Genomic DNA, 15,905 nt, shown 5'->3' with positions numbered 1-15,905 from the left:
TCAGGGGCGTATTGCCAGCGCCACGAGCAACGGCACGGTCAAGCGCAGGGCCATGCTCGGCACGGCGAGCCCCGAGTCCTGCGCCACGGCCCCGACGGCGGCCGTGGTCGCGACGCCCGCGAGCCCGGCGCGGAGCGTCCCGCGCGTGGCCAGCCATGCCGCGATCCGGGGCGGCGGCCGCAGCGCCAGCCCGGCCAGGACGCCCACGGCCGCGAGCGCCGCCAGCGTCAGCGGCACCGAACCGCCGACCGTGTGCAGCATCGCGTCCAGCTTGCGCCCGACGACCGCGCCCGCCTCGCCGTCCTCGACCTGCGTGGCGAACCGTCCGAGGTGGGTCTGCGCCGCCGCCGGACGCGCGTGGTCGGCCAGGACGAGCGCGGTCACGGCCGCGACGCCCGCCGCGCAGCCGAGGCCGAGCTTGGCCGGGGAGACCCGGCGTCCGGCGATGACCAGCGCGGACACGGCGATGCCGGGCGCGAACGCGAGCGTCCCGCCGAACTTCGCGCCCGCGTCCGGCCAGGCGGTGATCACGAGGGCGGCGAGCCCGGTGCCGGCGACGGCCAGCACGGCCGCCCGCCGCCGTCCGCGCTCGACCAGCGGTCCGACCGCGAGCGCCACGGCGAGCAGCGTGGACGTCGCGAACACCGTGAACGCCAGGTTGGAGAGGCCGTAGAACCGTCCGGCGACGATCGCGTTGTAGCCGGTCAGGCTGTTCCACTGGAGGTGGGAGCCGGTCACGGCGTCCAGCGCGGACACGAAGGCGGTCACGCCCGCCACGGCCACGGCGGGCGCGGGCGTGCGCGACGCGGCGAGGGCGATCGCGGCGGTGAGCCCGGCGATGACCGAGACCAGCGCGGACGCGGTGTGCCAGGGGAACAGGTTCACCAGGTACGTCGCCAGCGGGACGGCCATCGCGGCGAGCGCGAGCACGCCGGTGACCGCGCGGGCCCGGGGCCACCGGCGTCCGGCGAGCAGCAGCGGGACGAGCAGCGCCAGCTCGATCCCGATCGTGGCCGACCAGAACGGGCCGCGCAGGTTCTCGCTGATCCGGCCCGCCTCCGCGTCGCCCGCGAGCCGCCGGACGGCGTGCTCCGGCGCGACGCGTCCGCCGGCCGGCCGCCACGCCTCGCCGACCATCCCCTGCGTCGGGCGAAGCCCCGCGACCGCCAGGATCGACGGTGTCAGGTCGGTCAGCGTGACCAGTCCCGTCCGGCGCGTGGACGCCGACGTCAGGTACCGCGTCGCGTCGCCGGAGGCGAGGACGGGGTGAAGGGCGGCGTGGCCGGGCGCGTCCGAGATGCCGATGACGAAGACGGTCGCCCCGGCCGGGACGTCGCGCAGCCACGCGTCCGCCTGGCGCGCGTTCGCCGCGTCCATCATGATCAGCCCCGCGGACGGCGAGGCGGCGTCGACACGTCCCGACGAGTCGGCCGCGCCGAGGGCCGCGTCAGGGCCGACCGCCTGTGTCCGGAGACCGGCGTCGTGGAAGGCGGAGCCGAGCGCGCCGACGTCCGCGCGGTAGCGGCTGTGACGGTTCCGCTCCCGGAGGGCCGCGAAGGGCGACGGACGCGCGCAGTCGTCCGCCGAGGCCCGCTGACCGGCGGAGACCGTGAGCCAGCCGTCCGCCGGGCAGGTCGTGTCCCGGACGGTCCGTGCCGAGACGTTCGCCAGCCCCGCGCGGCCGGCGAGCCGCCACAGGTTCGGGGTGCCGGCCGGGGTGATGTCCGCCCAGCTCAGCGTCCGCACACCCAGGACCACGACCGGACGCGGCGACGCCGCGGAGGCGGACGCCGGGCCCGGCCACAGGACCACGGCGGCGAGCAGGAGCGCGGTGAGCGCGGTCAGTCGACGCAGGGGATTCCGCCACCCTGGACCGCGCCGCCCTGCGCCCCGGTCGTCGGCAGCGTCGCGGTCGGCGCCGGACGGTGCCCGCCCGAGGCCGTCACGGACGGCACCTGGGCCGCAGGCCCAAGGACGATCCGGACCGAGCCCGCCGGGAGCGACGGGTCCGCGACGGCCTTCACCCCGAACATCCCGGCGATCTTCTTGCCCGCCGCCTGCGACGACCCGCCGTACCGGACGGTCGTGCGCGTGTGCGGCGCGGTGTTCCCGACCTTCCCGGTCGTGTAGCCGTCATCGGACAGCGCGCTCGCGACCTTGGCGGCGAGCCCGGCGTGGCCGCCGCCGTTCAGCACGTCCACGGTGGCCTTCGGACCGCTGCTGCCACTGGCGGCCGGAACCGGCGTCCGCTTCGGCGGTTCGAGCGTGTCGTGCACCATCGCGCGGATCTTCTTGGGGTTCACCAGGTTGACCGACTGCCGGTTGATCGTGCCGAAGCCCTCGATCGGCAGCGTGTGGAACTCGACGTTCCCGCCGGTCAGGCTCTTGGCCTGCTGCGCGAAGCCGAGGACGTCCCAGCCGGAGTCCATCACGACGTCCTTCTTGGCGACCTTGAGCAGGCCCTGCATGCGGCCGAGGTCGCCGAAGATCCCGTCCTGCTTGAGCTTGTGCGTGACGGACGCCAGGAACGCCTGCTGCCGGTGTGTCCGGTCGAGGTCGCCGTTGGTGAGGCCGTGCCGCTGCCGGACGAACGCCAGCGCCTGCGAGCCGTTGAGGTGCTGCCGTCCGGCGGGGAAGTCCGCGCCGGAGTAGTGGTCCTGGACGGGCTTCTTGAGGCAGACGTCGACGCCGCCGAGCGTGGTGGCGAGGTCGTAGAACCCGGCGAGGTTGATCTCGGCGAAGTGGTCGATCGGGATGCCGAGCAACTGCCGGACGGTCGAGATCGTGGACTTGCGCGCGGCCTCGCGTCCGTCGTGCTCGAGCCTGTGCTTGCCCGTCTCGCCCTTCGCCCGGAGCTTGTCCTCGGTGAACGCCTTGGTGACGCCGTACGCCTCCTTGATCTTGCCGTGCTGCTGCGGCCCGACCGCGTCGGCGTACTCGACGTAGTCGTCGCGCGGGATGGAGAACGCGGTCGCCTTGCCGCCGTTGTTCGGGACGTGCAGGAGGATCAGCGTGTTGGTGTTGTAGCCGCCCACGCCCTCCTCGTTCACGCCGCGCGCGCTGCCCGCGTGCAGCTGCTTCAGGACCGCGTTCGGCAGCGGGTCGCCGTTCTGGTCCTTCCGCGAGTCGAGCCCGATGAGCAGGATGTTCGTCGCGCCGTCGGTGGACTTCGGGCCGTTCCCGATCGCGTGCGACGAGCCGAGGCCCTTCAGGCCGTTCAGGACGAAGTAGGACAGGCCGCCCGCCGCCAGGATCAGCACGGCGGCGACGCAGGCGATCGCGTACGCGATGTTCCCCGCGGTCTTCCGCGCCCGTTCGCGCGGCGACTGACGCCGCCGGTCCGGCGGACGCCGCCGGGGGGTTCCGGGCGCGGCCGGCCGGCCTCGCGGTGGCACGCCCTCTCCCGAACGCCCCGTGCGAGATCGGCTCGCGGGCGCGCGTCCCGCCGACCCGCCCCGTGGCGGACGGTCCGCCGGGCGGCCCCGATGCGCGGTCGGTCCCACTGTTCCCCTTCCGGTCGGCTCGCGCCGATGGCCCATGGCCGACGGGCGCGGCCCATGTGCCCGCGTGCCCGTCTCTCAGCGTGCCCGCGTGGTGGCCGCCCGTACCACGGCGACCAACGCCACCAGCAGCGTCGCCGACGCCATCGCCACGAACCCCTGGCTGAGCCAGCGGCTCGCGGAGGTCGCCAGGCCCACCGAGCCCTTCGCCTGCCCGGCGTCCCCGATGAGCCCCGCGACGGTCGCCGCGACCGCGTAGGCGAGCGGCGGCATCGGCAGAATGAGCCGGACGAACCGCGGGTTCACCAGCGCCACGGCCAGCAGCGACCCGGCGACCAGGCAGCTCCCGAGCACGAGGCCGGGGCCGCCCCTTCCGAAGCCGTCCACGAGCGCACCGGCGAGCGTCACCCCGCCCAGCAGCGCGCCCGCGCCGAAACCGGTCAGCATCGGGTCGATCCGTTCACGTGCGTCCCCGCCGTCCTGTCGCCTTCCGACGGAAGAAACGGACGAATCCGCCAGTTCTTCCTGCTCTGCCGTCCAGCCTGCCAATACTTAAGCGTAAGCGCAAACATACATGTGATCATTCTGGACGGCGACCCGGACGGTCCGCCCGCCGACACGGCGAAGCCCGGCCGGACCTGGGGGGAAGTCCGACCGGGCTTTTGCGCGCGCCTCAGAGGATCAGCTCAGGCCGAACGCCCGGATCACCTCCTGCTTGACGGTGTTCCCCGCGTCGTCCCGCGCGGTGGCGCGGAGCGACACGAACGCGCCCGGGGTCTTCGGGAAGGAGACCGAGCCGTTCCAGGCGGAGCCGCCGTGGTCGAGTTTCACCTGCTGCCAGGTCCTGCCGTCGTCGAAGGACACCTCGAGCGTGGCCGCCGTGGCCTTCTTCCCCGCGCCCACCGCGCCCGGCTGCTGCCAGGTGGTGAGGCCGATGGCGCCGTGCGTCCCCGCCTTCGCGTTCCCGCCCAGGTCCGTCCCGACGGTGTAGCCGAGCTGGAGCAGCGGGAGGAGCGTGTCGGTGTCCGTGCTGGTCGTCGTGAACTCCCACGCGTTGTGCGTCGCGGTGGAGAGCCGCCGGGACGGGGTGGCCGTGTCCTGCTCGAACCGGTACTTCGCCGGCCCGTCCACGTGCGGGACGGGCTTCTGGATCGCCTGCGAGTTCGACGTGGCGACCAGCGTGCCGTTCTGGAACAGCCGCGAGGCGATCTGCGACCGGTCGTCGCCGCCCGTCGTGAGCGTGCCGCCGTCGGTCGGGACGTTCACCTGGAAGAAGTCGCCGCCCTGGAACGGGCCCCAGTAGCCCTGGCCAAGGCGCGGGCGGGTGACCGGCTCGAACCAGTCCAGCTTCGACGTGCCTGGGGTGTACGCGCGGTTCTCGTAGCGCTGACTCCAACCGTCCGCGGTCTGGGCGTCGTCGTACCAGGTGTTGCCCTTCTCGGTGGACAGGTAGCTCACGCGGGCGCGGCCGAGGCCCTGCGGGTCGAACGGGCCCTGGCACGGCGGCCACTGGTAGTCGCGGCAGTCGCCGCGCGCCTCGAACGCGATGGTCTTCGGGTCGCCGACGAACCGCTCGTCCACCCGGGCGAGGGTCTCGTCGCGGACGTCCCACGCCAGCCCGGACGGGATGCCGCCCGAGTAGGACTTGCTCAGGTCGTACTTGTACGGCGCGAACTCCTCGGCCGAGCCGACGATCCGTCCGCCCTTCGCCGCGCCCGCGAGCAGCCGCGCGCCCTCCGCCTGCGTCACCGACGCGACGGGAAGGTCGGACCCGAGGTAGTTCGTGAACCGCCCCGGACGGTCGTTCGCGACCAGCAGGAACGCCGCTCCGGCGGCCTGGGCGTTGGCCACCGCCTCGTCCGGGCCGACCGCGTCGCTCCGGGTGATCACGACGGCCGCGCCCTTGGCCTGGACGCCCTTGTAGTCGTCCGCGCCGCCCTTCCCGGCGGACACGACCGGCAGGTCGACCTTGCCGTCGAGGCGCACCGAGCCCTGGAAGTAGAGCGGGTCGAGCCCGCCGATCCCGGCGGTCCCGGACACGGCCAGGTACGGCTTGGTCATCCGGTAGCGGACCGCGAAGTCGTACCTCCCGCCCCCGACCTTCCCGGTCGGCAGCGCGTACAGGTCGTCCACGTCTCCGGGGACGCCGTAGGACGTCGAGAACGTGGCGAACTGCCCGCCGATGCCCGAGTCGTGGAACGACCCGATCCGCCGGTAGTCGGCGACCGACTGCTTGGGCGTCCGGACGGTGATCCGCGTCGCCTTCCTCGCGTCCAGCGCGAGCGTGGTGTCCTTGGCCAGGTTCAGGTGCGGGTCGCTCAGGAACGCGACGCCCTGCGAGCCGGGGCCGTGGTCGCCCGCGACCGCGATGTTCCCGCTCACCGAGTAGACGCCGGGGGCGAGCCGCAGCTCCGGCACCGCGCCCGTGGACGGGTCGGCGGTGACCTCCTGGACGTACTGGTCGCCGTACCGGTACAGCGCCAGGTCGCCGCCGACCGGCTTGCCGTCGCGGCCGGTCAGCCTGATGTCCAGGTTGTAGCGCTCGTTCTCCTTGACCAGGCCGAGGGCCGTGTGCGCGACGACCTTGCCGTCCTGGCCCGCGGCGTCCACCTGGCCGGTGAAGTTCCCGGTGCCGGACGCGTCGTCCGCGTCGGCCGTGACGTTCACGTCGGCGCTGCCGTGCGCCGGGACGGTCACCTGCGGCGCCGACAGCTTGAAGAGGGTCCCGGCGTCCTTGCCGTCCGGGCCCGTCGCGCGGGTGCTCAGCTTGAGGTCGCGCGCGGTGTCACCGGAGTTGGTGAACGTGACGGTCTTCGTGACCGGGTCCGCGCTCGTGTGCGGCCACTTGTAGAAGCCGAAGAACTGCGAGCCGGTCGCGGACACGTCGCCGACCGCGCCGGGCAGCCAGAGCCGTCCGGAGCCGAGCTCGTACGCCGACGTGCCCTTCAGCTCGGTCGACGTGGACATGAGGGCCGCCTTGAGCTGCGGGGCCTTCCAGTCCGGGTGCTGCTGGGCGAGGATCGCGGCCGCGCCCGCGACGTGCGGCGTCGCCATCGACGTGCCGCTCATCTGCACGTACGATCCGCTGCCGGGCGAGTCCTTGGAGCGCGCGGCGATGATGTCCACACCCGGCGCCGCGATGTCCGGCTTCATGCCGTAGTCGCCGCCGCGCGGGCCCATGCTGGAGAAGTAGGCCCGCTCGTCGTTCGCGTCCACCGCGCCCACGGTGAGCGCCGAGTCGGCGGTGCCGGGGCTGCTGACCGTGCTCTCGCCGCCGCTGTTGCCCGCGGCGATGACGAACAGCGAGCCGGTCTGCGCGCTGATCCGGTCCACGGCCTGCGCCATCGGGTCGCCCGCGACCGTGATGCTCGGGTCGCCGAGGCTCATGCTGACGACGCGGGCCTTGGACGCGGCCCACTCCATGCCCGCGATGATCCACGAGTCCTGGCCGTAGCCGTCGTCGCCGAGCACCTTGCCCATGACGACCTTGGCCTCGGGCGCGACGCCGGACTGCTTGCCGCCCGAGGCGGCGCCCGTCCCGGCGACCGTGGACGACACGTGCGTGCCGTGCCCGATCCTGTCCGTGATGTCCTGGCCGGGGACGAACGAGGTGCTGCCGTCGGCGACGCGTCCGGCCATGTCCGGGTGCGTGACGTCCAGGCCGGAGTCGAGGACGGCGACCGTCGCGCCCCCGCCCTTCTGGCCCTTCTGCCACACCTCGGGCGCGCCGATCTGCGGGTTGCTGACCTCGTCGGACGCCTTGACCTTGCCGTCCAGCCAGACCTTGCCGAGGCCGCCGGCCAGCGCGCGCGGCGCCAGGCCCTTCGCGGCCGGGGCGATCGACGTCCAGAACGCCTTGGCCTGGCCCTTGCCGATCTGGAGCGCTGCGCCGCCGATGCTCGGCAGGTCGCGCTTCTTCGCCGCGCCCGCGGGAGCGGACCGCGAGGCCCGTCCGCCGTACAGGGCGATCAGCGGCAGGCCGGCGCCCGCCTTGTCGGTGTAGCCGAACCGGACGAGCTTGCTCACGTTGAACAGCTCGCGGTCGAGCTTGCCCTGGGTGAGCAGCGGACGGGCGGCGTCCGGGATGACGTAGGTGTCGTGGCCGACGGTCTGCGTCTCGGATCCGCCGGACGAGCCGGACGCGGGCTTGACGGTGGTGACGGCCTTGCCGTCCGGGGTGGAGCCGAGGGTGACGACGTCGCCGGTGATCAGCGTGACCGACGCGGTCGCGGCGGCGTCGGCGGTCTTCGGTGACTTGGCGGTGGCGGGGGTGGGTTTGGCGAGGCTGGTTGCGGCGGTGGGTGTGGCGGCGAGCGCGGGGGACGCGACGCCGACCCCGAGAGCGACCGCGACGGGCAGCAAGGCCGCCGGCAGGCCGCGGGAGGGTGTTCTCATGTGAACCTCCGGGGCTACGGGTGATCACCCCGAGGATCATGGCGGGACCCCGTCACGCTCAATACGGAGATCATGGCGGTTTTACGTCATGGCACATTCCCGTCATCCTGCCCCGGCCATGTTTGGCGCGGACGCGCCAGACGGGCCTGCCATGCTGACCGCGTGTTCGGACTCACCCCCGACGAGACGCACGCCTACCGCGAGCTGATCGCCGTCCCCTCCGCGTCCACGGCCGAGCTGGCCGTCCGGCTGCGGGTCTCCGTCGGCGAGACCCGGGCGCTGCTCGCCACCCTCGAGCGCCGCGGCCTCGCCTCGCACGACAGCCAGGACCTCGCCCGGTTCGTCGCCGCGCCGCCCGCCGCCGCGCTCGGCGCGCTGCTGGTCGAGCAGCAGAACGAGATCAAGCGCGCCGAGCTCCAGATCGACGCGCTGCAGGAGGTCTACCAGGCCGCCTCCGCCCGCCGCGGCATCTCCGGCCTGATCGACGTGGTGCAGGGGCAGCGGCAGGTCGCCGAGCGGTTCCGGCTGCTCCAGATGGGCGCCGAGAGCGAGGTGCTGGCCTTCGTCAAGGCGCCCGCGACGGCCGTCAGCGCCGCGGAGAACACCGCCGCCGAGCAGGCCGCGCTCGCCCGCGGCGTCCGCTACCGGGTGGTCGCCGAGCGCGCCGCGCTGGAGGAGCAGGGCGGGATCCAGGCGGCCCTCGCGACCATCCCGGAGGGCGAGCGGGTCCGGCTGGTCGGCGCCGTCCCGCTCAAACTGATCATCGTGGACCGGCGCGTCGCGTTCCTGCCGATCCTCGCCACCCCCGGCCCGGACGGCGCGGGCGCGGTCGTCGTGCACGAGTCCGCGCTGCTGGACGCGCTGCTCGCGCTGTTCGAGACCGAGTGGATGCGCGCCACCCCGATCCGCACCCCGACCCACGACCAGGACGACCTCGCGGCCCGTACCCCGAGCCCGCTGGACGAGACCGACGCCGAGCTCGTCGAGCTGCTGCTCGCGGGCTACACCGACGACGCCGTCGCCAAGCAGCTCGGCATCTCGCTCCGGACCGTCCAGCGCCGCATCAGCGGGCTGATGGGCCTCGCGGGCGTCCAGACGCGCATCCAGCTCGGCTGGCACGCCGCCACGCAGGGCTGGCTCGACCTCGCATCCGACTGAACCCGGCCCGACCGCCTGACCTGCGGAGACAACTGATGCCACGGCCCCGCAGCGCGGGATCGTGGCACCGGTCGTCCTGGGTGGGCAGGCTTTGAAGGTGTCGGGCTCGAACGGTCAGTCGGTGCCGAACTCCATGGCGGCGCTGTCGAGCAGCTCGTCCCCGCCGGGGGCCTCGCCGCGCGAGGCGATGGACTCCGCGCCGCCCTCCGGCATCGCGCCGATCAGCGCGGTGCTCGCGCCGCCGGGGATGGCGGGGTGGGACGAGCCGACCACGCCGATCCCGGCGTACTGCTCGAGCCGGGCGCGGGAGTCGGCGATGTCGAGGTTCCGCATGGTGAGCTGGCCGATCCGGTCGACCGGGCCGAACGCCGAGTCCTCGGTGCGCTCCATGGACAGCTTGTCCGGGTGGTAGCTGAGCGCGGGGCCGGTGGTGTCGAGGATCGAGTAGTCCTCGCCGCGCCGCAGCCGCAGCGTGACCTCGCCGGTCACGGCCGAGCCGACCCAGCGCTGGAGCGCCTCGCGCAGCATCAGGGCCTGCGGGTCGAGCCAGCGGCCCTCGTACATGAGCCGTCCGAGCCGGCGCCCCTCGCTGTAGTAGGTGGCCATGGTGTCCTCGTTGTGGACGGCGTTGACCAGCCGCTCGTAGGCGGCGTGCAGCAGCGCCATGCCCGGGGCCTCGTAGATGCCGCGGCTCTTGGCCTCGATGACCCGGTTCTCGATCTGGTCGGACATGCCGAGCCCGTGCCGTCCGCCGATCGCGTTGGCCTCCAGCACCAGCTCGACGGCGGAGCCGAACTCCTTGCCGTTGATGGTGACCGGACGGCCCCGGTCGAAGCCGATGGTGACGTCCTCGGCCGGGATCTCGATCGCGGGGTCCCAGAACCGGACGCCCATGATCGGCTCGACGGTCTCGACGCCCGCGTCCAGGTGCTCCAGGGCCTTGGCCTCGTGGGTGGCGCCCCAGATGTTGGCGTCGGTGGAGTAGGCCTTCTCCGCGCTGGCCCGGTAGGGCAGCTCGCGCTCGGTGAGCCACTCCGACATCTCCTGCCGGCCGCCGAGCTCGCCGACGAACGCCGCGTCCAGCCACGGCTTGTAGATCCGCAGCGCCGGGTTGGCGAGCAGGCCGTACCGGTAGAACCGCTCGATGTCGTTGCCCTTGAAGGTGGAGCCGTCGCCCCAGATCTGCACCCGGTCCTCGAGCATGGCGCGGACCAGCAGGGTGCCGGTCACGGCCCGGCCGAGCGGGGTGGTGTTGAAGTAGGCGCGGCCGCCGGATCGGATGTGGAACGCGCCGCAGGCCAGCGCGGCCAGGCCCTCCTCCACGAGGGCGTCGCGGCAGTCGACCAGGCGGGCGACCTCGGCGCCGTAGAGCGCGGCGCGGCCGGGCACGGACGCGACGTCGGGCTCGTCGTACTGGCCCAGTTCGGCCGTGTACGCGCAGGGCACCGCGCCGTTCTCGCGCATCCAGGCCACCGCGACAGAGGTGTCGAGGCCGCCGGAGAAGGCGATGCCGACGCGTTCGCCGACGGGCAGGGAGGAGAGCACCTTGGACATAGGAAGAGTATGCACTGCTCTGCATGAACATTCAACGCGTTCCGCGGATTCCCCCTCGTGTTTTTGCTGAAACCCGGTTCCCGGCGGTGTGACCGGAGTTACAAACCCCTCCAGAGGACCGGCTTTCCGGCCCCTGAACTGAGCATTTTCGTGCCGTCCGCGTTGAGCGCCACGCTCATGCAGTGGTCCGGCGTGGTGAGCAGCCGGAGCTGGCCCTTCGACGCCGCGTCCCAGACGCGGATGGTGCCTCCCTGGGACGACCCGGCGTCCTCCCCGCAGCTTGCGAGCCGCCTTCCGTCCCTGGAGAACGCCACGGCCGTGATGCTCTTGTGGCCCGGGAGCTGGGCCAGCTCGGTGCGCGTCCGGACGTCCCAGATCCGGACGACGTTCCTGTCCGTGCCGCCGTACTCGCCGACCGCGAGCGTCCGGCCGTCGGGGGAGAACGCCAGTCCGGTCGCCGACGGCGTGCCGAGATCGGCGATCCGCGCCCCGGTGACCCCGTTGTACAGCCGGACGAACTGGTCCGCGCCCGCGGTGGCGACCATGTGCCCGTCCGGGGCGAACGCGGCCGCGTACAGCTCGCCGGGGTACTTGTCCTTGCGCGTGAGCCGGGTCACCAGGCGGCCGGACGACTCCCAGAGGAACCCGCCCTCCTCGGTGGCGGCGGCGATCCGGCCGCGGGTCGACCAGGCCACGCCCATCGCCCGCTTCTTCGGCCCGCTCAGCGTGGCGACCGGCTTCCCGTCGGGGACGGAGTAGATCCGCACCGTCCCGTCCGAGCAGGCCACGGCCAGGCGGCGGCCGTCCGGCGAGAAGGCCACCTCGTTCGCGCCGTCCTTGCCGCCGGCCATCTGCGCCAGCCGCGCGTTGGACGTCCCGTCGTAGATCCCCGCGCAATCGGCGCCTGTGCCGGTCGCCCACCCGCAGACGGCCAGGTGCTTCCCGTCGGGGGAGAACTTCGTGCTGCGCAGCTCGTAGGCGTCGACGTTCTCCAGCATCGTCCACGTGCCGCCGCTCGGATCGGCCTCGCCGAGCCCGCCGGCCTTCTTGAACACGTTGGTCGCCGAGTGCACCGGCGAACCCCGGCCATTGAGCTCCTTCCACCCGAGAACGCCCGCACCGCCCGCGACCAGCGTCCCCGCGACGGCCGCGAGTACCGCCCGCCGCCGCACCTGCTGCTGCCCGGCCCCCGGCGCCTGAGGCATCGTGGCTGGCGGCCCAGGAACACCTGGCGCGGCGGCCGGCCATGGCGCCGCGGGCGGGGAGGCGGGTTGGGGGCCCTGGACACCCGGGTGGGGCGGGGGAGCGGCGGGCGGGTGCGCCGGTGCCGCGCCCTGGTCAGCAGACGGGATGATCGGCGGTGGGACGAAGTCCTGGACGACCCGGAGTTCCGCGAGGAGCCGGGCGGGCGTGGGCCGTCCGGCCGGCTCCTTGGTGAGGCAGCGCGTGATGACCCCGGCGAGGAACGGGTCGACGCCGTCCAGGTCGGGGTCGCGGCTGACGACGCGGTGGACGATCGCCCCCGGGCTGGACGCGTCGAACGGCCCGCGCCCGGTCGAGGCGAACGCGAGCACGCCGCCGAGGGAGAAGACGTCGCTGGGCGGGCCCACCTCGTCCGCCTCGATCTGCTCGGGGGACATGTAGGCGAGTGTGCCGATCACGGCGCCGGTCGCGGTCATCGCGCTCGCGTCGAGCGCGCGGGCGATGCCGAAGTCGATGATCCGGGGGCCGTCCTCGGCGACGATGATGTTGCCCGGCTTGAGGTCGCGGTGGACGAGCCCGCAGGCGTGGATCGCGGCGAGTCCCTCGGCGAGGCCCGCGCCCAGCTCGCGGACGCGCTCCGGCGGCAGCGCGCCGTCCGCGGCGATCAGCGCCTGCAGGGACGGCCCCGGCACGTACGCGGTCGCCATCCAGGGCGACTCGGCCTCGGGGTCGGCGTCCACGACCGAGGCGGTGTAGAAGTCGTTCACCTTGCGCGCGGCCTCGACCTCGCGGGCGAAGCGCGCGCGGAAGCGCGGGTCGGCCGCGTGCTCGGAGCGGATCACCTTCACCGCGAGCCGGCGCCCGGCGGGGGTTTCGGCCAGGTACACGCGGCCCATGCCGCCCGCGCCGAGGCGCGCCCGGACCCGATAAGGGCCGACCTTTTCCGGATCTTCCGGTCCCAACGACTCCATGCAAAGGGACGATAGCGTTCCTCTGGTGTTCCGAGGCGCCTGGGGATATGGGGTGATCTGGGAGCTTCGTGGGCGTGTGGGGGTGTTCACCGGGACTTCATTCCGCGTTGCGGAGGGGGTCCCGGAGGCGGGTCTACCTTCACGGGGCAGTCCGCCCATGATCCGGAGGCCCTGATGCGCCGGAAGTCCCTCCCCCTTCCCCTCCTCGGCACCGCGGCCGCCGTGCTCGCCGTGTCGACGGCCGCGTACGCGGCCGGTTCCGGGGGCGCGAACAAGCCGCTGACCGACCACCTGGTCGGACGTCAGTCGGACGGTTCCGTCCTCACCTCGAACAACCAGTACGTCACCCCCGCCGGAGTGAGCGTCGAGCAGTCCGGACGGCCCATGGACATGGCCGTCCGGCCCGACGGCAAGACCGCCGTCGACCTCACCAAGTCCGGAAACGGCCTGTTCACGGTCGTGGACCTGGTGAACCACAAGGTCCTGCAGCAGTACACCCCGCCCAAGGGCGTGGGCAGCGGCAACATCGGTGTGACCGGCCTGCTGTACTCGCGGGACGGCAACACCCTGTGGGCGACCCAGTCCAAGAACATCGTGCGGTTCACGGTCGCCGCCGACGGCACGCTCAGCGCGCCGGTCGGCATCGCGATCCCGGCCGACGCGTCCGTGCCGAAGGGCCCGGACGGCAGTGCCGCGCAGCCGCTCCCGACCGGCCTCGCCTGGGCGCCCGACGGCAAGCACATCGTCGTCGTGCTCAGCGGCTGGGACCGGATCGCGCCGCTCGACCCGGACACCGGCGCGTTCGGCGCTCCGACCAAGGTCGGGGTCGCGCCGCGCGACGTGGTGATCGTCGGGCAGCACGCGTTCGTCGGCAACGAGGGCGGCCGCGTCCCCGGCGCGGGCGACCACACCAACCTCAGCTACGACTCGCCGGTCGTCGCCGACGCCCGCGACGGCCGCGCGAACAACGGCACGGTGTCCGAGGTCGACGTGGCCTCCGGCGAGGTCGTCCGCACGTACAAGGTCGGGCTCGACCCGTCCAGCCTGCTCGCGCACGGCACCGAGGTGCTGGTCACCAACTCCAGCGACGACACGGTCTCGGTGCTCGACACCACCCGCGGACGCGTCGTCCGGACGTTCAACGTCAACCCGCTGCCTGGCCAGCCGTTCGGCAGCTCGCCCAACGCGCTGGAGTTCCTCGACTCCACGCATCTGGCGGTCAGCCTGGGCCGGGACAACGCCGTCGCCGTCTACAACTACGCGGGCGGCCACCGCGAGCCCGCGTTCGACGGCCTGATCCCGACCGGCTGGTACCCCGGAACGCTCCACTGGGACGCGGCGCTCGGCAGGCTCGTCGTCGCGAGCCAGGCGGGCGTCGGCGCGCTCGGCCCGGACCGGACGATCAGCCAGGGCCCCGGCACCAATCCGGCCACCGGCCGCCAGGTGTACGCCGACGTCGGCACCATCGGCCTGATCGCCAAGCCGACGCCGAAGGAGATGGCCGCCTACACCTCCAAGGTGTTCGCGAACAACCAGTGGCACGGGCTGAAGGACCGGAACAGGAAGGGCTCGCGGAGCGCGAGGCCCGTCGCGGTCCCGGTGCGCACCGGCTCGCCGTCCAAGATCAAGCACGTGTTCGTGATCGTCCGCGAGAACCGGACCTACGACCAGGTGCTCGGCGACGACCCGCGCGGCAACGGCAAGGCCGACCTCGCGCAGTTCGGGCAGAAGGTCACGCCGAACGCGCATGAGCTGGCCAAACAGTTCCCGCTGATCGACAACCTGTACTCGGACGGCACCAACTCGGCGTCCGGGCACACCTGGTTGGACGCCGCGTTCGTCAACGACTACCTGGAGCGGTCGTACGCCAACTACGTCCGCGACTACGGGCAGCCGGACGCGATGGTGTACCCGAAGTCCGGCTTCCTCTGGGACAACGCGCGGGCGCACGGCCTGGACGCCAAGGTCTGGGGCGAGTACGCCGAGTGGTTCTCCACCAAGGACGGCAAGGACTGCGGCGGCAGCTGGCAGCAGTGGTACCGGGACTCGCAGATCCTCGAGGGCAAGGCGCAGGGCGACCCGCACATCCCGATGGGCACCTGCACCACCAAGACCGACGTCCCGTCCCTCAGTAAGATCCTGTCGCCGGACTTCCCGAACTTCCAGACCAACATCACGGACCAGTACCGGGCCGACATCTTCCAGCGCGACCTCGCCGGGTACGAGAAGAGCGGCAGGCTCCCGGCGCTGAACATGCTCTGGGTGATGGACGACCACACCAACGGCGTCACCCCCGGCTACCCGACGCCGTCCTCGATGGTCGCCGACAACGACCTGGCCACCGGCCGGATCATCGACTCGATCTCGCACTCGAGGTTCTGGAAGGACAGCGCGGTCTTCGTCGTCGAGGACGACTCGCAGAACGGCGTCGACCACGTGGACGGGCACCGCAACGTCACCATGGTCGCCAGCCCGTACGCCAAGCGCGGCGCGGTCGACCACACCTACTACAGCCAGATCAACGTGACCCGGACGATCGAGCAGATCCTCGGCCTGCCGCCGATGAACCAGCTCGACCTCGCCGCGGTGCCGATGTTCGACACGTTCACCGACAAGCCGGACTTCACGCCCTACACGGCGGTGCCGAACCAGGTCCCGCTGGACACGATGAACAAGGCGGCGGCGCAGGTCACCGACCCGCTGGAGAAGGCCTGGCTGACCTGGTCGCAGAGGCAGGACTTCAAGTCCGAGGACAACCTCGCCTTCGCGCCGTTCAACCGGCTGACCTGGTACGCCAGCACCGGCTGGAAGCGCCCCTATCCGGGTGACACCAAGGTCATGACCCCGGACGAGGTGCTCGCGAGGTTCCCGCAGAACGCTCCGCGGGACACCGGGGACACCGACCTGCCGCGCAACCGGGCGCAGGTCCCGCACCATGGCTGACCAGCCGATTCAGGTGGCCGTCGAAGCGCGTGGCCTGGCCAGGCGCTTCGACGGGACCGTCGCCGTGGGCGGGGGCGACCGCACGGGGGGGGCCCGCCGGGGGGCCCGGCACCCCCCGCCCGACCCCGCCGGGGCGACCACCCGGCTGGGGGTGCTGGTCGGCCGCCGCCCCCCCGACCCC

General features: G+C 72.9%; 9 protein-coding genes. 3 read left to right on the top strand and 6 right to left on the bottom strand.

What is annotated here, in order from left to right:
- From AB0L06_RS14840 to AB0L06_RS14825, 4 genes are all read right to left on the bottom strand, one after another.
- On the bottom strand, positions 1–1,812 hold the full coding sequence (locus tag AB0L06_RS14840; RefSeq protein WP_500231520.1) for a hypothetical protein: 1,812 nt from the start codon (positions 1,810–1,812) through the stop codon (positions 1–3).
- 29 nt (positions 1,813–1,841) lie between these two features.
- Positions 1,842–3,395, bottom strand: a complete 1,554-nt coding sequence (locus AB0L06_RS14835; RefSeq protein ID WP_500231519.1) for an LCP family protein — start codon at positions 3,393–3,395, stop codon at positions 1,842–1,844.
- A 183-nt stretch (positions 3,396–3,578) separates the two neighbouring features.
- A complete protein-coding gene (locus tag AB0L06_RS14830) occupies positions 3,579–3,947 on the bottom strand; it encodes a DUF6542 domain-containing protein (protein WP_500231518.1) in 369 nt (122 codons plus the stop codon).
- Between the two features lie 234 nt (positions 3,948–4,181).
- The gene (locus AB0L06_RS14825) at positions 4,182–7,895 is read right to left on the bottom strand and encodes a S8 family serine peptidase (protein ID WP_500231517.1); all 3,714 of its coding nucleotides are present in this window, start codon (positions 7,893–7,895) and stop codon (positions 4,182–4,184) included.
- A 162-nt stretch (positions 7,896–8,057) separates the two neighbouring features.
- Between AB0L06_RS14825 and AB0L06_RS14820 the strand changes: the two genes are divergently transcribed.
- Complete coding sequence (locus AB0L06_RS14820) at positions 8,058–9,053, top strand: helix-turn-helix domain-containing protein (RefSeq protein ID WP_500231516.1); 996 nt, start codon at positions 8,058–8,060, stop codon at positions 9,051–9,053.
- 114 nt (positions 9,054–9,167) lie between these two features.
- Here AB0L06_RS14820 and argG read toward each other — a convergent pair whose 3' ends face one another.
- Together argG and AB0L06_RS14810 are read right to left on the bottom strand one after the other, a co-directional pair.
- Positions 9,168–10,607 carry an argininosuccinate synthase gene (argG, locus tag AB0L06_RS14815; RefSeq protein WP_500231515.1) on the bottom strand — a complete coding sequence of 480 codons (1,440 nt, stop codon included), beginning with the start codon at positions 10,605–10,607 and terminating at the stop codon, positions 9,168–9,170.
- Between the two features lie 98 nt (positions 10,608–10,705).
- Positions 10,706–12,781: a WD40 repeat domain-containing serine/threonine protein kinase gene (locus AB0L06_RS14810; RefSeq protein ID WP_500231514.1), complete on the bottom strand. Its 2,076-nt coding sequence runs from the start codon at positions 12,779–12,781 to the stop codon at positions 10,706–10,708.
- Between the two features lie 174 nt (positions 12,782–12,955).
- Between AB0L06_RS14810 and AB0L06_RS14805 the strand changes: the two genes are divergently transcribed.
- Together AB0L06_RS14805 and AB0L06_RS14800 are read left to right on the top strand one after the other, a co-directional pair.
- Entirely contained in the window at positions 12,956–15,724 is a 2,769-nt protein-coding gene (locus AB0L06_RS14805; protein ID WP_500231513.1) for a bifunctional YncE family protein/alkaline phosphatase family protein, read from the top strand.
- On the top strand, positions 15,717–15,905 hold a 189-nt coding region (locus tag AB0L06_RS14800; protein ID WP_500231512.1), incomplete at its 3' end, for a hypothetical protein. The genes AB0L06_RS14805 and AB0L06_RS14800, both read left to right, overlap by 8 nt.

It is taken from the genome of Spirillospora sp. NPDC052269, from assembly GCF_040679435.1.
Lineage (GTDB): Bacteria > Actinomycetota > Actinomycetes > Streptosporangiales > Streptosporangiaceae > Spirillospora.
This window is presented reverse-complemented; position numbering and strand designations above follow the sequence as displayed.